This window comes from Nostoc sp. UIC 10890 (assembly GCF_054786515.1).
Genome location: NZ_JBSGKF010000001.1, coordinates 2,033,211 through 2,049,769, shown reverse-complemented (window position 1 = coordinate 2,049,769; position 16,559 = coordinate 2,033,211). Strand labels below are relative to the sequence as shown.

The 16,559-nt window shown below is 41.0% G+C and carries 15 protein-coding genes; 12 read left to right on the top strand and 3 right to left on the bottom strand.

The window, feature by feature from the left end; translation table 11 throughout:
* Positions 1-126: 126 nt before the first annotated feature.
* Positions 127-441, bottom strand: coding sequence for a hypothetical protein (locus ACWATR_RS08185; protein WP_141699658.1), 315 nt, complete (start codon positions 439-441; stop codon positions 127-129).
* Positions 442-1,281: 840 nt separating this feature from the next.
* Between ACWATR_RS08185 and ACWATR_RS08180 the strand changes: the two genes are divergently transcribed.
* On the top strand, positions 1,282-2,574 hold the full coding sequence (locus ACWATR_RS08180; RefSeq protein WP_460331266.1) for a thioredoxin domain-containing protein: 1,293 nt from the start codon (positions 1,282-1,284) through the stop codon (positions 2,572-2,574).
* Positions 2,575-2,845: 271 nt separating this feature from the next.
* Positions 2,846-3,007, top strand: coding sequence for a hypothetical protein (locus ACWATR_RS08175; RefSeq protein WP_460331263.1), 162 nt, complete (start codon positions 2,846-2,848; stop codon positions 3,005-3,007).
* Between the two features lie 156 nt (positions 3,008-3,163).
* On the opposite strand, the gene ACWATR_RS08170 is transcribed toward ACWATR_RS08175, so the two are convergent.
* Positions 3,164-4,585, bottom strand: coding sequence for an eCIS core domain-containing protein (locus ACWATR_RS08170; RefSeq protein ID WP_460331261.1), 1,422 nt, complete (start codon positions 4,583-4,585; stop codon positions 3,164-3,166).
* A gap of 129 nt (positions 4,586-4,714) precedes the next feature.
* Between ACWATR_RS08170 and ACWATR_RS08165 the strand changes: the two genes are divergently transcribed.
* The 6 genes from ACWATR_RS08165 to ACWATR_RS08140 all read left to right on the top strand — a co-directional run bounded on the left by ACWATR_RS08165 (position 4,715) and on the right by ACWATR_RS08140 (position 11,764).
* Complete coding sequence (locus ACWATR_RS08165; RefSeq protein WP_435024696.1) at positions 4,715-5,017, top strand: hypothetical protein; 303 nt, start codon at positions 4,715-4,717, stop codon at positions 5,015-5,017.
* Complete coding sequence (locus ACWATR_RS08160; protein WP_181929863.1) at positions 5,017-5,541, top strand: phage tail protein; 525 nt, start codon at positions 5,017-5,019, stop codon at positions 5,539-5,541. The genes ACWATR_RS08165 and ACWATR_RS08160 overlap by 1 nt, the downstream gene beginning before the upstream one ends.
* Positions 5,542-5,741: 200 nt before the next feature.
* Entirely contained in the window at positions 5,742-8,867 is a 3,126-nt protein-coding gene (locus ACWATR_RS08155; RefSeq protein ID WP_460331259.1) for a hypothetical protein, read from the top strand.
* A gap of 38 nt (positions 8,868-8,905) precedes the next feature.
* Positions 8,906-9,460 carry a CIS tube protein gene (locus tag ACWATR_RS08150; protein WP_460331256.1) on the top strand — a complete coding sequence of 185 codons (555 nt, stop codon included), beginning with the start codon at positions 8,906-8,908 and terminating at the stop codon, positions 9,458-9,460.
* Positions 9,461-9,503: 43 nt separating this feature from the next.
* A complete protein-coding gene (locus ACWATR_RS08145) occupies positions 9,504-11,237 on the top strand; it encodes a VgrG-related protein (RefSeq protein ID WP_460331254.1) in 1,734 nt (577 codons plus the stop codon).
* A gap of 29 nt (positions 11,238-11,266) precedes the next feature.
* Positions 11,267-11,764, top strand: a complete 498-nt coding sequence (locus ACWATR_RS08140) for a PAAR domain-containing protein (protein WP_460331253.1) — start codon at positions 11,267-11,269, stop codon at positions 11,762-11,764.
* A gap of 37 nt (positions 11,765-11,801) precedes the next feature.
* Here the strand turns inward: ACWATR_RS08140 and ACWATR_RS08135 are convergent, their stop codons facing one another.
* Positions 11,802-12,410, bottom strand: a complete 609-nt coding sequence (locus tag ACWATR_RS08135) for a PEP-CTERM sorting domain-containing protein (protein ID WP_460331251.1) — start codon at positions 12,408-12,410, stop codon at positions 11,802-11,804.
* On the opposite strand from ACWATR_RS08135, the gene ACWATR_RS08130 reads away from it, so the two are divergent.
* The 4 genes from ACWATR_RS08130 (at position 12,409) to ACWATR_RS08115 (ending at position 16,542) form a co-directional block, all read left to right on the top strand.
* Positions 12,409-12,615 carry a hypothetical protein gene (locus ACWATR_RS08130; RefSeq protein WP_460331248.1) on the top strand — a complete coding sequence of 69 codons (207 nt, stop codon included), beginning with the start codon at positions 12,409-12,411 and terminating at the stop codon, positions 12,613-12,615. The two genes, ACWATR_RS08135 and ACWATR_RS08130, sit on opposite strands and share 2 nt — an antisense overlap.
* Positions 12,616-12,672: 57 nt before the next feature.
* Entirely contained in the window at positions 12,673-13,086 is a 414-nt protein-coding gene (locus ACWATR_RS08125) for a GPW/gp25 family protein (protein WP_460340280.1), read from the top strand.
* A 97-nt stretch (positions 13,087-13,183) separates the two neighbouring features.
* Positions 13,184-15,382, top strand: coding sequence for a putative baseplate assembly protein (locus ACWATR_RS08120; protein ID WP_460331246.1), 2,199 nt, complete (start codon positions 13,184-13,186; stop codon positions 15,380-15,382).
* A 128-nt stretch (positions 15,383-15,510) separates the two neighbouring features.
* Positions 15,511-16,542 (top strand): phage tail protein, encoded by a 1,032-nt coding sequence (locus ACWATR_RS08115; RefSeq protein ID WP_460331244.1) that lies wholly within the window; start codon positions 15,511-15,513, stop codon positions 16,540-16,542.
* The last annotated feature ends 17 nt before the right edge of the window (positions 16,543-16,559 follow it).

Here is a 16,559-nt window from a genome sequence, read left to right as displayed (position 1 = left end):
GTCAAAAAATGACCAAATGCAAAATACCTACCCTTGAAAGCCCTAACCCTCCCCTTAGAAAGAGCTACACACAAATCTTGAGAATCCTTTTAGGAGGGAGGCAAAAATATATTGGATTGGCGCTAATTATTGCTGCATTGAAGGTGTGCGAAAGATTCTGCTGAATATAGGAACCCTTGGTTCAGGCTTAGTTGCAGTTATATTTGTAGTAGCAGTAGAAGAATTATCAGCTGCCTCAGAGAGGATAGGTGGTTTGCTATTAGTAGAATCAGCAAAATCACTCAATTGGATAGCTGAAGATGAATTTGAAGATACGGAAGTAGTATTATCAGTATTTTGACTGTTGGGCTTGACCGGAGTTTGAGCTTGAGATGGAGTAACGATGAAAGTCGAACTTGTTCCTAATACCAGTATGAGCAAATGAGAAATATATTGTTTCATGGAGATTGGTAAAATGGGTTGATAAATATTCAAATCTTGAAGAAGTTGTGTTTGTTATTAGTTGGAAATAAAATCGCAATTTTCCAATATAAATCATGACGCTGTTGTACAATCAAGCTTGATCGCAGTGATTGACCAACGGATAGACTACTAGCGCTTAGTACATTAATTCCCTAACAACAACCGAAGCTCCTTGAATTACCTTTACTACAAGGCAAGGGGAAGGTAAACTTCTCTTTAGTAAAAAGAGAGCGGTTATTTTACAGCAGATTGCAAGTTAATGAAGTACAAAAATACCCCACCCTAACCCTCCCCTTGCAAAGGGGAGGGAACTGGATTTTCGGTTTCCCCCATTTGCAAGGGGGGATTAAGAGGGGTAAAAGATGTACTTCATTTAGATGCAAAATGCTGTAAGACTATGAATCAGTCTGATAGAGAGTTGGCAAATAGATACACCTGGAATAATTGACGTTTTTTCATCAACTAAGCCAGCACAACCATTAATATCTTAGTTATATTTAACCTATTAATAGAAGAGGGATGTTACGGAAATTTGTAAAAAGGCAGATTTATATAGAGCAACTCTTAATTAGCATATTTAACTAGCTCAAGCAAAAAGTATATAAACTTTTAACAAAACCTGAGTTTGATGAAGTAGATTTAGTTAATAAATATATATTTGATTTCTGAAAAAACTCAGTACAACTAAGAACCCTTCTTTCCTATTGCCTATTGCCTATTGCCTATTGCCTTTCAGAACAGATAAGATTCTTACAAGTTAAACTAGACTTCTCTATTTAGTGATGGCGACACCCGCATCTCCTATTTTTCTGAAAATATATGAAATTTAGAACCTTAAAATATCCTTTTGCACTAATGCTAGTCAGCTTCAGTTTTTTGCAGACAGCTGATGCTCAAACTGCTGTCGCTGATATTTCCCAGCTATCTCAAGAAGTTTCTGTGCTTCGGAAACAGGGCCCAACAGGGTTACAAGTATTTCTCAAATCCCATGCCAATACGCTAAATACCGATTCTTCTGGTGCAGTTATACCTTCCCCTGCACTCCGGATTGCTTTAGATGAACTTTGCCAACAACGCGACTGTTACGCCTCTCGTCTGTACTGGTATACTGACATAGAACAAGCCAAAGCTGCTGCTAGAACCAGTGGTAAACCCATTCTATCTCTGCGGTTATTGGGAAGGCTGGATCAGGATTTGAGTTGTGCTAATAGTAGATTCTTTAGGGTAGCGCTGTATCCGAATGTTGAGATTTCTAAACTACTTCAAGACCGCTTCATTTTGCACTGGCAATCAGTGCGACCTGTACCTAAAGTAACTATTGATTTTGGCGACGGACGCAAGTTAGAGCGAACGATTACAGGCAATAGCATTCATTATATATTGGACGCATCGGGGCATCCAATTGATGCAATTCCAGGGTTATACAGTCCCAAAGCATTTTTGCGTCAGCTACAGCAGGCTGAAGTAGTAGTAAAAAACTACAGTAAACTTACCCCAAGCGATCGCGAGTCTTATTTAAGAAAATACCACAGCGATCGCCTAAATTCTATCCAAGCTCAATGGGTTGCAGATTTATCTCGCCTGGGTATCCAGTCTCCCCCTAAGTTGGTGGAAACTCCGAACAATCCCAGTCAGCCACCTACAGCAGAAATAGCAAGCTCTCTAGCAGTTTCTAAGATGATAGTTGAAAGGCCAATGCTAACTGCTCTCCAGTCTGATGCTGAACGAAATCAAAACGCTTTAGCTGAAATAACCGACCAGGAAGTTTGGAACAAAATTGCTCAACTCTATGCCGCCGATGTCAAGCTAGATCAAAACAGTATCTCTCTAATCAAAGCTAAAAAGTCTCAGTCTGCAAACACTCAGGAAGATAATTTGCCGATAATAGTGAAAAAATTTGAAGCCACAATGGCTTTAGATACAGTCAGAAATGAATATATGCTGCACAGCCAAATTCATCAATGGTTTATGCAGGGTAAGCAAACAAGCAGTGTGGAAACACTCAATGAACAGGTATACGCCCAACTATTTTTAACTCCTAGTTCTGACCCTTGGTTGGGGCTTTTCCCCAGTGACGGCTACAGCGCCATTGATAATGATGGCATCCGTTAAGTTTGCTCTAGCCCTGATATAAGCACTTTAGTGCTTAATACAAAAGTCTTTAAGCTGTGAAAAGCTTGAAGTCAGTAAAAAGGAGTGACGAGATTTTATAGTATTGACACCTCACCCATCACTCCTTATAACTTGCGCGTTGATTAGCTGTTACGCATTGTTAAATTACACCAGCTGACTACTTCATTTATCCTCTAACTAAAGAGGCGGATAATTATTAAGTTAGTTTGTGCTTTTCTATACAAAAATTTGTAAATGATTAATATCTATTATGCAATTCTATAGGATTACTACTTTTGCGATCGCACTCATCAAGCAATTCACCTTTTTGACATCCTCACCGCCGTGTTCGCCCTTGGCGTTCCCGTTCGCGCAGCGTCTCCGTCAGGAGAAGGGTACGCACGGTGATTCTGGAGTAATGAGTAATAATTAATGAGTAAATACCCATTTTTCATCCACTATGAAACTCATTACTCCTTACTCATTACTTTAAAGCCGTGCTTCCAGCACGGGGTTTTAAACCCATTTTTCGGATAATATCGGTATATAGGGTGAGTTCGCGACAGCGTAACGCACCGCACCACACTGTTTATACATCCGTCCAATTAAGAGAGCCGAGAGAAGCTGGCGACACCTTGGCTTCGAGTGCATTTTTGAATTTCCCATCGAGTTCGTTTGCCGAGTTCTGGTTAATGAAGCCGAGCATTTTTGACAACTGGTAAACTATATTTATTCCGGTACCTTGATAGCTGTTCTGCTTGCGACCATCGTCGGTCAGCATATCCCCCGACACCCAAACACTGTCTAGTTTTTTAAGGTCGTACTCCGCATAATATTTCATATTAGACAACCAAGTTCGGTTTGGAACTTCCCCATCGATCGCTATTAGTCCAAAGACATAACCTTGGTTTCCGAGATCCTCCCAGTCTCGATCATTTGTGTTTTTGCTTGCTTCTATTCCCTTTGCTTCGAGTTGTGCAAGCGATTGGAGGCTTTCATACTTTTGGGTTGTGTAGTGTCTAAAAGTCCATTTTTTGTCCAAATGTTTCTTCCCAAATTTAGGGTCTGGTTGAGATGTCAAGTCTTCGATCTTGAACTCTTTTTGATTCCGGGCTTTAACAAAATCCACCAAAGCACGGGCAAAGTTAGGGTCATTGCGATCGGATTCGTCCAGTTGTTTCAAACCGTCAATTATTTGCTCTTTTTTAAGCTTGCCCTCGACCATGACCGTTTCTAGGCTGTTGACCAATTCTGTTACCTCTTTGCGTTGAATGATACCTCTGGTGAGGACTCCATTTTGCTGCACAACGTGGGTCAACTCATGCGCCAACAACTCCTGACCACCCCGACTTCCTGGGTTATATTCTCCCTGTCGAAAGAACACATCCTGTCCCGTTGTGAAAGCCCGCGCCTGAATTGACCGATTCAACTGATCGGATTGACCATCCGTGTGAACCTTCACCCCACTGAAATCTGCGCCAAACGCCTGTTCCATCGGTTCGCGGATATTGTCTGCCATGATTTGTCCACCACCCCGTGCTTGGTTAATGGATGCTTCCAAGTCAGGCGCAGCAGCCATCCCAGCCTCAGACTGACGCTGCACCATCGGCTTCATCTGTAATTCTTCCTCATCCTCTGGCAATGTTTCTCGTTGCAGTGTGCTATTGTCCAGAGATTTCATTTGCAATTCTTCCTCATCCTCTGGCAATGCTTCTCGTTGGATAGACTGACGATTTACAGGTTGCGCCATTCTTTGCATTACCTGCTGTGCGACGCTATCAGCTTCCTGTTCGTAAATGTCTCCAGGCTGGCTAATTGAGAGTTTTGCTTGGCTACGTAGTGGTATGCGACTTATATCGTGAGTAAGTGGCTTATCGAGTGGTTGTATTTTTGGTACCGCTTGGCGTGAAATTGCCGACGACTCTAAACCAAAGCCGGGTGTCGGGTGTTTCAGGGATGGAATTGAGAAGCCTGTAGTAGTTTTTTTCTGTCGGCTAACCTGTTCTCTCATTTTCTTCTCCTGATACCCAAGCAGTAGCTAGATGAATATTTTCCTGTTACCAATACCTAGATTACTGCGATCGCACTTTTAACACAATTGCTCAAAAGTCTGAATCTAGGCAAAGGGCAAGTTCGACTTTTGGCTACTTTTGATTCTGACGCAGTACCTTTAGCCTTGATTTTAGGAGAGGTTTTTTTATTTATGGACTCAAATCAGCAACCAAGTTTTTTCACATTCGATGGAGATGTTGGTGGTACTGCTGGATATGCTGGGGTTTCGGCGGCATCTGATGCCAGCAAGGCAGCTATTGCTGCGGGTAAATACCTCAATGACTCACGGCTTTTGAACCAACTCACAGAACACGTATATAAACTTTTGCTAGAAGACTTGCGATCGCAGCGAGAAAGACTTGGTAATTATAATTCCCAAAGGTGGTTGTGATGGCTACAGGCGCTAATAACGGCAACATTACTCACGAATTAAATTATGTCACTACTAATCGTTTTTACGTCGAGATAGACAGTTCTATTGCTGCATCTTTCGCCGAATGTACAGGATTAAGTATTCAAATTAAGAAAAATGTTTTTCAAGAAGGTGGTGTCAACGACCAGCAAAGAATTTATTTAGGTCATACAGAATTTGCAGACATCACTCTTAAACGTGGAGTTACCGATCATCCAGGTTTTTGGAACTGGATGAATGCAGTTTTTGATGAACAAAAGAAAACATCTCGACGCAATGTCAATATTTTGATTTTCAATCAAGCTGGTGAAACGATGATGAGTTGGACTTTGATTGGTGCTATTCCTATAACCTGGAAAACACCAGCACTCCAAGCAGATGGGAAAGCCGTTGCCATTGAAGAATTAACTTTAGCTTATGAAGGTTTACAAGTAGCAAGAGCAACAGGAGGAGGAACTTCTGTACAACGAAATCAAAAAACAGGATATTTCGTTTCTAGTTAATTGGCTCTTTTGAAACTATAACTATGCAAATTATTCAATCTCCACTGGGAAACAATATTCATCCACTTGGAATAATATCATCTTTATCTAATTCTCATAGAATGTTATTGAGAAAAGAGTCTCATTCTCTGAATCTACGAAGTAATTTTATCAGTCCCATACAAACTAAACTACCATTAGTAACATCCTCTAAATTTTTCTTGTCTCGTGAATATGAACCATCGATACAACCATTAATCGGTTGGGATAGTTGGGATACTCAGGATATAAATAGTGAGTTTTCATTACTTGAGTTTGATTCTTCTGATTCGATAATTCCTCCAGAAAATAGTAATGAACCAATAAAAGACAGTATTCCAGAGATAATGCCAACTCGCATTGAGAAAAATACGAGTAATGATGCGTTATCAGAAATAAATATTAAAGGTAAATCTAAATCAAAAAAAACAAATAAATCTCAACAGCCACCAGAAAAAAAGTCAAAACAAAAATCTAAGACTAAAAAAGCAGTTAGATCATCAGCGGCTAAGAATGTTGAGCAATTTGTTGAGAAAAGTAACCTTCCTATTAGTTTTAATGAAAATAGCTTATTAGCATCAGATGAGCCTAATTCGGAACTCGAACCTTTACAACTTGATATTGCTTCGGAACATACTACAACTGGCAATGACTCTGTTAATAATATAACGACATCTATTTCATCTAATATTGAAGATAAATCGATTTTCCTCAAGAATATTACTAATGAAAGTCAGCAATTAAACTCTGAGTTACCATATAGTTCGCCTAGTGCAGAGTCGTCTGTCACAGAAAGTATTTTGATATCACCAAAAGAGATTAATTTGGATGATACTATAAGTGACATAGGAGAGACTTCACCTATAGAATTAACTTTACCTAATAATTTAGAGCAACCAGTTGTCCCATATATTAACTTTAGCAATAATGAACAAGAAATAATCACTGAACCATCAAAATCAGCTAATATCTCAGATATCCCAGTCAGCCCAACGCCACCACAACAGGATATTAAATATCAAGTTCCTTCTATAGTCGAGAATCAAAGCACCACTTCCCAAACAAATTTAATCCAGAAAAAAGAGGTGTCACCAACCGTAAATTCTTCATCGCAGCCAGAAGAATTACCACATACAAATATAAATTTTGAGGCAATTCCAGCCATTGAACCAGACTTAAGATCAGAAAGTAGCACAAATGATTTTGTCAAAGATAATGCTGTGGCTGATAATTTTCTAGAAAATGCGGCTTTATCTTCAAAACTTATCTCATTTGATGTTGATGACACAGTTCATTCTTTAGCGAATGATGAAAATATTATAGGGGCGGATAGCTTTGCACCCAGAGCAGATGTTGCTCTACCTAATTCTGAATCTTCAGCCGCTTTATCGTCAGCATTTACTTCACCTGATGTTGATGACACAGTTCATTCTTTAGCGAATGATGAAAATATTATAGGGACGGATAGCTTTGCGCCCAAAGCAGATGTTGCTCTACCTAATACTGAGTCTTCAGTTATAAAAAGCCCTATTACATTACAACAAGAAATTGATTCTAGTGTTACGAGTGAGTCTCTAGTCAGTGCGCCTGTTCAGTTAACACCTACCTCCGCTAATATTGAAAATATACCTAGTTTATTCAAAAACTCTGATAGTCATGAACAGTTAGTCACTTCAGAGTCACAATCTGCTATAGCGGTTAATGTTTCAGATGTCTCAGAAAATATGAATTCACTGGAACATGACAGCAATATTGAGAATACTACCAGCGAGTCTACAGAAAATCAGCCCATATTAGCGCTACCTGAGATTGTTGAAACACCAGTAGTTAACACCACATCGCCTGAGATTGTTGAAACACAAGTACTTAGGGCAACATCGCCTGAACTTGTTGAAACAGCAGTAGTTAACGCCACATCGCCTGAGATTGTTGAAACACAAGTACTTAGGGCAACATCGCCTGAACTTGTTGAAACAGCAGTAGTTAACACCACATCGCCTGAGATTGCTGAAACAGCAGTAGTTAACGCCACATCGCCTGAAGTTGCTGAAACACTAACAATTACCACCACATCGCCTGAGATTGTTGAAGCAGAAAGAATTAGTGCTACATCACCTGAGATTGCTGAAACTGCAATATCTAACGACAAGCCGCTAGGCGTCTACGCACCAGTAGTTAATGCCACATCACCTGAAATCGTTGAAACTGAGAGTATTTTCAGGAAGATTATTGACAATGAACAACCAGTAGAATCAGAATTTCCCTTTGCAATAACAAATCCTGAAATATCAACCTTTGTTGATACCTCAGATAATCCAGATATCCTAGAAAAACCAACTTCCTCACAAAATGAGGTAAGCACAGCACCTAAAGTTGAGCAAAATGCGATCGCAGAAAATTTGCCCGCACCTAAAGGTTATGCTACTGGTGGTCATGTTACAGACTCCCACGTTGAAAATCGCCAACAGATAGCACCCTCGGATACTGTACCAGCAATGCTTACGCCTGGGGAGTTTGTGATTAATACCAGGGATGCACAGAAGAATTTACCTCTACTGCATCACATCAATACGGGTGGAACACCGCAGGATATTATCCTTCCAAGTTTACAGACACCCAATTTTAAAGAACCAGAAGAAACAACTTCTCCAGAGACTCCGACTAAAGTCGATTCTTTTCCAGACACTTCATTACAGCTAAAAATCACTGAGACTAACTCATCTCAAATATCTAATCCTTTAATTCCTTCTTCCTTGGGGTTAGATATTGGAAAACAGAAACTTTCGATACTCAATTCTCCACAGCTTAATCCTCTTCAAAACGAAACGATTCATCTGGGTGAAACTTCGCCCCAATACTCATCACCTCCCCTGATTTTCCGAAAAACAAATTCTACCACTAATACATCTTCCCAATGGTCAAATACACCTTCTCAATGGTCAAGTGTGGAAGATTTACTCAATGAAAATAATGATGAGTTCACTAGCTTCAACTTTAATGATGGTGAATCTAATAGCCAAAATTCTGAATTTTCTCATGTCTCAGAATCGCCACAAATTTTTGCTAAACACATTCCTACATTTAGAGGCTTTGCTGATGGTGGAGAGGTCACTCCACCCGATATATCTAGAGAAATAGAACCGATAACTGAGACGATAGAGAACGCATCCTCGCCTTCCGAAGAAGGTGATAAAGATGATCCGGCTGATCTTGAAGCTCTAGCCCGTGAAATTTATAACAGATTACGACAACGGATAGAAATTGAGCGAGAGCGTCATGGCGGTTACTCAGGTAGATTACCTTGGTAAATTCCTATTAAATAATTAATTTTTGGAGAAATACTCAAATGGCAAGTCCTGCAATTATTGTTATTCAAAAGCGTCAACCACAACTTGAAAAAGCCAAACTTGTAGCTTATAACGGGGAAGCGCCAGATATTGAATTAATGTTTAATCCCACAGACATTAGTTTTGCTCGGACTGTTAAGTGGGAAAGTAAGCAAGGAAATAGAGGAACTACTTTACTTCCAAAAGTGAATTTTTCTGGCGTTGAACCTTACAAATTTACACTTAAACAGTTACTCTATGATACTTATGAAACGAAAGAGTCGGTGATGAAAAAGTATATAGATAATATCAAAAAAGGTGTAGAAACTATTAATAGAACAACTGATAAACGTCCACCTGTTTATATATTAACATGGGGAACAGAGTATTTTTATTGTGTAATCACGAGTTTAACTTACACTTTAAATATGTTTTTGAGTGATGGCACACCAGTCAGGGCGCTGGTAGATATAGCCTTACAAGAAGTAGATAAAAACAACCTTCCTGGAGGACGCGAATCTGCTTCTAAAGGCGCAAGTCGCAAGCCAAACGCCAAGCTGGGAAAAACTACTTAATCGAAAGATTTTTTAAACGTTTTAAATTTAAATATTACTACTTATGCCTCCTAAAAAAAGCCTTTATCTAAGCGAACCTAAAATCCAAATAGACGGGCAACCTGCTTCTCCTGAATTAATGAAAGATTTGTTGCAAATCACAGTTGAAGAAAGCCTGCATTTGCCAGCAATGTTTACGCTAGTTATACATAATAGCTATATACCCACATCTGACCGAGCAGAAAACAGGGCTTGGCGACATGAGCAGTTGTTTAAAATTGGCAAAAAAGTAAAGTTGGGTTTTACTTCGAGTACTACTCAAGATAATAATTTTCAAGATGAGGTAGAAAAATTCTTAATTGAAGGCGAAATTACAGCGATGGAAGTTCACTTCAATGAAAAATCTGAGGCTGATATCATTGTTCGCGGTTATGATATTTCCCATCGTCTGCACAGAGGTCGCTATAATCGTTCTTTTTTAAATGAAGCTGATAGCGATATCGTTAAAAAAATAGTTGCAGAAGTAGGCATCAGACCTGGTAATATCGAGACAACTGGCGAAGTTCATAAATATGTTTTTCAAGAAAATCAAACTAATATGGAGTTTCTGCGAGAAAGGGCTGCCCGTATTGGTTTTGAACTATTTATTACAGAAGAAAAACTAAATTTTTGTAAGCCAAAAACTCAGGGAGATTTACCACTAGAATGGCTAGTTGATATTAGTAAATTTAGTACTCGCGTCACCAGTTCTGAACAGGTGAGTTCTGTGGAAGTACGCGCCTGGGACTATACCCAGAAAAAATTGATTAGCGGAACAGCCAAGAAAGAGAAGCAAGTAACCGAGACAGGAAATCAGCTAGGAAGTAGTACCAGTAATGCATTTTCCAATCTTAAGTCACCGAAAATGATTGTTGTCGATAAACCAGTTGCTAGCAAAAAACAAGCAGAGACGATGGCTCAGGCTTTGTGTGATGAACTGGGAGGAGAATTTGTTTATGCAGATGCCAAAGCATCAGGGAATCCTGAGATTCGTCCTGGACGAGTTGTTAAGCTTCAGGGTATGGGCGATCGCTATAGTGGTAAGTATTATGTTACAGAAACCCGCCATTTCTTTAATCAGCGCGTTTATGAAACTGATTTCAGTGTCCGGGGACTACGTTCTGGTAACTTATTCACAACTCTATCCCCAGAAAAACGCCTCCAGCCTTCTGAGACTTTATTAGTGGGGATTGTCACTGATAACAAAGACCCAGAAGCATGGGGTAGGGTGAAGGTTAAGTTTCCCACTCTCACAGAAGACCATACAAGTGACTGGGCGAGAGTTGTAGCTGTGGGAGCAGGCCCTAACAGAGGTTTCGACTGTTTACCGGAGGTAAACGATGAAGTGTTGGTAGGTTTTGAACATGGCGATATCCACCGTCCCTACGTCATTGGCGGGGTATGGAATGGCAAGGATGCACCACCGGAAAAGGTAAGGGATTCAGTTACAAATGGTGTAAGATTACGCACCATTAAAACCCGTGTTGGTCATACTCTACAGTTTGTTGAAGAGGATAAAGGAAGTAGTAAAAAAGGTATTCGCGTAGAAACTGAATACGGTCACAAAATATATCTCAATGACAGTCAAAGGTGCATAGAGATTGAAACCAAGGGCGGCCATAAAATCAAAATGGACGATATGGGTAAATCTGTTTCAGTGAAATCAACAGGCAATATGTCATTAGATGCTGCTGGAAATATAGACATTTCAGCCAACGGTACGATTACAGTCAAAGGTGCGTTGATTCGACTTAATTAATTCGTAATTCGTAATTATAGGAGGTTGTCGTGGGTAGACCAGCAGCAAGAATTACCGACAATGTGGCGCACCCCTTACCCCCAGTTTTAACAGGAGGACCGGGTAGTCCCAATGTGTTGATTGGGTCTTTACCTGCGTGGCGGGGCGTACTTGCAGCAGCAGTACCAGGTTTGCAGTCTGCTAAAACATCTTCTGATATAGCTATCAAAGCGGCTGAGGCTGCTACCCTAGCGGCGGCTGGTACGCCAGGGGCACCTGCTGCTTTAGCTGCCGAACAAACTACAAAGACAACGGCAGCTGCTACTATGGGTAGTGCGATCGCAGCAGCTGCTGCTGGTGCTGATATTCATAATTGCGCGACACCCTTGCCTGTGCCTCCTCACGGCCCTGGGGTTGTGATTGATGGTAGTCAAACTGTGCTGATTAACAATCTGCCTGCATCTCGGATGGGCGACACTGTTTTAGAAGCATTAGGGCCACCGAATAAAATTATCAAAGGTAATCCCACTGTTTTGATTGGCGGCTGAGTACATTGAAGGTGGGGACTTCCGCAGGGCTATTTTACTAGATTATTTTTTCTGTTTTGTCAGTGAATTTAGATGACTTATTACGTTTGAGTGCTGAAAGTGCGCCCAGAGTACTTAAAGCAAGTAAGCTAACAATAGAGGTGTGTTCGGGGACGGTAACTATAGTTGCAAAAAAACTAATGGGTAACTCACTATCTTCTAGTCCGAAATTTTCAAAACCTGGTATAAATGGCGGTGCGGAAAAAACCTCTAAATAACCTGGTGTCGGCAAAAAACTAGCGAAAAATGGACTAGAGTAATTTCCAAGAGAAGTGGAATAGCCAAAACCGTCACCCGTTAACTGTTGAGTATTAAGACTAATTAGATTGTCAACATTAAAAGGTTCGTTTCCTGGTATCGGAGTTCCGGCAGGTTGCAGACTAGTAATTGTTTCACCATTTCGTGTACCAGTAATTTCCAGAATTTGGTAAAAACCTAAATCGTCAGGACTGTCATTAGTGGTGAAAGTACCGCCGGCCGTGATGTCAGTAACAGTATTAGAATAATTCCAGTTCCAATTTAGAGCAGAGGCGGCTTGCATTGTCCCAAAAACTAATCCAGATGTAGCAGCAATAGCTGTCGCAGATAGTAAAGCTAGATTTTTCATGGAGATTGTTAGTGCAATTGCTTTCCAAAGGCGAACCCGATTCTTGGAAGTTGAGTTAAGCTACAGCGCAACCCAAAACCAATGGCAGTTTAGCACCAAAAATACAGCATATAGCAAAGTGCTGAGTGAGGAGTTAAAAGTTTTTCTCCCTGTGCCACCCATTTTTCCGAGGATGTCAACCTCGACCTTTGGCGAATATGCTTAAACCTTCTGTGCCGATATCTTTGAAGATATCCATGTAAGAACTGTATAAGTGCCAGATATGGTTTATGGTCGTGAACGAGCCTATTTGGGAACAGGTTGGGCTTATCCACTGCATTTAAGTGTGCAAGGTGGGATACAACTTAGCCGTGAAGATCAAAAAGTTAAAGAATCTATTTGGATTATCCTCCGCACGGGAGTAGGTGAGCGGGTTTATCGGCCTACCTTTGGTTCACGCTTGTCAGAACTGGCGTTTGCACCTATGAATAGCGATACCCTACTGCGAATCCGTCTTTATGTCTTGGAAGCTTTAGAAGTTTGGGAACCACGCATTACTATCAATGAAGTTCTGACTGATCCTGACCCTATGCGTGGCAGAGTAGACATAATCATCAATTATCGACTCAAAGACGGCCCCGATATTTATAGTTTTGTTTATCCTTATTATTTGGTTTCAACTGGGGAGGAATCGTGAACCAATTAAAAATTAAAAATTAAAAATTAAAAATTGAGAAGTTAAATTTCGTCTCGGTTTCTAGGTTGTATCTGTCACATTCTTTCTTAAAATTGGTATGAACTTTGATTTTTTACCGAAATTACCTTCTTCCAACTTAGACGATCGCGCCTTTGATGATTTGGTGCAAGAATGTATCATGCGTATTCCTCGCTATTGTCCAGAATGGACTGACCACAATCTCAGCGACCCAGGAATTACGCTAATTGAGTTATTTGCTTGGTTAACTGACCAAATGTTGCTCAGATTCAACCAAGTACCTCGAAAAAATTATGTTGCTTTTTTAGAATTACTAGGTATTCGTCTCCAACCACCCGCCCCAGCCCGCACGGAACTAACTTTTTATTTAAGCGCTGCACTACCTGAAGCCTATACGATTCCCGCAGGATTAGAAGCCTCAACTATCCGCACTGAGACTACAGAAGCGATTACCTTCAGCACAGATTCTCCTCTAATTATCGGCAAACCCCGCATCCAACACTTTTTAACTGCCCAAACTACCGAAGATATTCCCCAATCTCTGCGCGAAAGAGTCACAACTTCATGGACTCGTCAATCGAACGGTTTCTGGACAGGTAATGAACAACCGATTTTTGAAGAGGAACCTCAGCCTGGTAACTGCTTTTATTTAGCAATTAATTCTGATGATCCAATAGACGCTAATGTTTTAGAAATTATTTTCCAAGGGGCGGCGGCGACTCCTGCTGGGATTAACCCCAATCAACCACCCCGCAAATGGGAAGCCTGGGATGGGGAAAATTGGCAACCAGTTTTATTGCAAGAGTCGGATGATAAAACTCGCGGTTTCAGTTTTTATGAAATGGCTCAACAGGGTGGAAATCCGTCTCAAGGTGCAGAGGTACGTTTGCATCTACCTCAAATTTGGCCTGTGGCTAATTTTACCTCTTACCGGGGTCGCTGGCTTCGCTGTAGCTTTGTTTCCACAGAAGCCAATGAAACTGGTTACAATCGTCCACCACGAATTATTGGTTTAGCAGTGCAGTCAATTGGTGGAACTGTTAGGGCTAGTCATAGTACGCTGATTCAAGATGAGCGATTGGGAATTAGTGATGGTACACCCGGTCAAAGTTTCCAGTTACAAACAGCACCAATTTTAGAACGCCGAGAAAACGAATATATTTTAGTTACTCCCGCTGGTGGTTTGCCGCAAAAGTGGACTGAGGTGAGAGATTTTGCTGATTCTGGGCCGCATAACTTTCATTACACCATCGATTCCATCACTGGTACAATCCAATTCGGGCCGCTGATTCGGGAACCTAGCCAACTTAAACAGCAAACCCAGGTAAGAACGCGAATTCAGCAACCGTCACTAGATGACACATCTGTACAAGTTCTGGAAAATAACCAGTCGGAACACCAGTACGGGGCGATTCCTCCCCGTGGTTCAGAAATTAGGATAGTTGCTTATCGTACAGGCGGTGGTAGAGAAGGCAATGTTCAAACTGGGGCAATCCAGTTTTTGAAATCTGCATATCCATATATTGCTAGTGTTGTCAATCGTGTACCTGCAATCAATGGAGCAGATGCCGAATCGCTGGAGCAAGCTGTGATGAAGGCTCCCCGCATCCTCCGTACACGCGATCGCGCCGTCACGGCTGAAGATTTTGAAGTTTTAACTCAACAGGCGGGTGCTGGTGCGATCGCTCGCGTCCGTTGTTTGCCAGCAAATTCTCGGAGACAAGCTGGTATAGTTAGTTTGCTGGTAGTTCCTTATGCAAACACAGATGCGATCGCTCAAGGCGATGGCATGACACCAGAAGAATTTGCCCTTAGTAATGCTCTGCAAGAACAAATTTTGAGTTACTTAGATGAAAGACGCTTATTAGGGGTACAAGTAGAGTTACAAGAGCCGAATTACGTGGGTGTTTCGGTACAAACAGAAGTTGCTTTAGAGCCAGCATACAATAATCCTTTTGCCAGCGAAGAAATTCGCCGGAATTTAAGGCGATCGCTATATAAATATTTAAATCCCTTAACTGGAGGAATCGACGGCAAAGGTTGGCCATTTGGGCGGCCAGTTTATACATCAGATATTGTGGCATTACTGCAACAAACCCCAGGTGTACGTCATTTAGGCCCTGTTTTGCTATTTCCCATCCGCAAGCAAGGAGAAAATTGGCGACGACAACCATCACCAGAACAATTAATTGACCCAGGCTCAGAAGGTTTGATATGTTCTTGGGCTGATACAAATCTGCGTTCAAATCACGACATTCAAATAATTCGTAATTCGTAATTCGTAATTCGTAATTTGTTATTGGTCATTTGTCATTTGTCAGTAGTTATTCTCGCCCCATTCCCCATTCCCCATTCCCCATTCCCCATTCCCCATTCCCCATTCCCCACTCCCCACTCCCCACTCCTATGGTTCAAAGTCGCTCTAGTCCAGCTGTAAGCATTCAATTAACGCCAATGCAAATTCCCGAAGCTTTACCTGTGGCGGGTTTAGCATTTGCAAATGCAGAAAACATTGATGTCGCTGGACGTAGTTTGCTCTTGCATCCTGGACATCCCAGCGAGATGATTGTGCAAGTGCAAAACTTAGAACAACGTCCTTTACGGGTAAGATTAAGCGTTGAAGGAAACTTCCCATCCCAATGGTGTCAAATTGGCACAGAAGGTAGTGAAATACCGCCTCGTGGACAGATGGATGCTGTTCTCTACTTCTCAATTCCTGACACATTTTTTGAAGATCAAGAAGCAATTTATCCTGGAAAAAAAGACAAACTAACGCTCAATTTTCGCAGCCTAATTACTCTACATATAGATCCAGGCACAGACAACGAACAAATCGAAAGAAGCGAGTATTTCGATTTATACATCCGTCCCTACACTGCCTACATGGAATTCTTGCCAATTTTGTATCGGGAAGTGGACTTTATTGGTCGCTTCATGAAAATATTTGAGCAAGCTTTTCAACCAATAGTTAATAGTTACAATGTCATGTGGGCAAACCTCGATCCCTTGACAGCACCGCAAGCACTACTACCCTTTATGGCTCATTGGGTTGCTTGGCAAGTAGATTCAGTTTGGGATCTCCAACAACAACGGCGTTTAATTCGCCGGGCTGTAGAACTTTATCGCTGGCGGGGAACTCGTAAAGGATTACGTCTCTATTTACATCTTTATACTGGTTTACCGCTAGATGAGCATTTACCTAATGAAGCTGATAAACATATTAGTATTACAGAACCTTTTGGCCCAAGTTTCATTATAGGAGACGCACAATTAGGAAATGCTGTTTTAGCAGGTGGACAACCATATCATTTTATAGTGCGTTTGCGTTCCAATATTTCTAGTGGCATTATCAACGAAGAACTTATCCAAAGAATAATAGAGCAAGAAAAACCCGCTTTTTGCACTTATGAATTATCTATCGAAAATCCACCTAATTAAATGATTCTTAATTTGTA

Bases quoted from the DNA above. Each gene is read 5' to 3' on its own strand.
- ACWATR_RS08185 (WP_141699658.1), bottom strand. From the start codon at position 441: ATGAAACAATATATTTCTCATTTGCTCATACTGGTATTAGGAACAAGT.
- ACWATR_RS08180 (WP_460331266.1), top strand. From the start codon at position 1,282: ATGAAATTTAGAACCTTAAAATATCCTTTTGCACTAATGCTAGTCAGC.
- ACWATR_RS08175 (WP_460331263.1), top strand. From the start codon at position 2,846: ATGCAATTCTATAGGATTACTACTTTTGCGATCGCACTCATCAAGCAA.
- ACWATR_RS08170 (WP_460331261.1), bottom strand. From the start codon at position 4,585: ATGAGAGAACAGGTTAGCCGACAGAAAAAAACTACTACAGGCTTCTCA.
- ACWATR_RS08160 (WP_181929863.1), top strand. From the start codon at position 5,017: ATGGCTACAGGCGCTAATAACGGCAACATTACTCACGAATTAAATTAT.
- ACWATR_RS08150 (WP_460331256.1), top strand. From the start codon at position 8,906: ATGGCAAGTCCTGCAATTATTGTTATTCAAAAGCGTCAACCACAACTT.
- ACWATR_RS08145 (WP_460331254.1), top strand. From the start codon at position 9,504: ATGCCTCCTAAAAAAAGCCTTTATCTAAGCGAACCTAAAATCCAAATA.
- ACWATR_RS08130 (WP_460331248.1), top strand. From the start codon at position 12,409: ATGGAGATTGTTAGTGCAATTGCTTTCCAAAGGCGAACCCGATTCTTG.
- ACWATR_RS08135 (WP_460331251.1), bottom strand. From the start codon at position 12,410: ATGAAAAATCTAGCTTTACTATCTGCGACAGCTATTGCTGCTACATCT.
- ACWATR_RS08125 (WP_460340280.1), top strand. From the start codon at position 12,673: ATGGTTTATGGTCGTGAACGAGCCTATTTGGGAACAGGTTGGGCTTAT.
- ACWATR_RS08120 (WP_460331246.1), top strand. From the start codon at position 13,184: ATGAACTTTGATTTTTTACCGAAATTACCTTCTTCCAACTTAGACGAT.
- ACWATR_RS08115 (WP_460331244.1), top strand. From the start codon at position 15,511: ATGGTTCAAAGTCGCTCTAGTCCAGCTGTAAGCATTCAATTAACGCCA.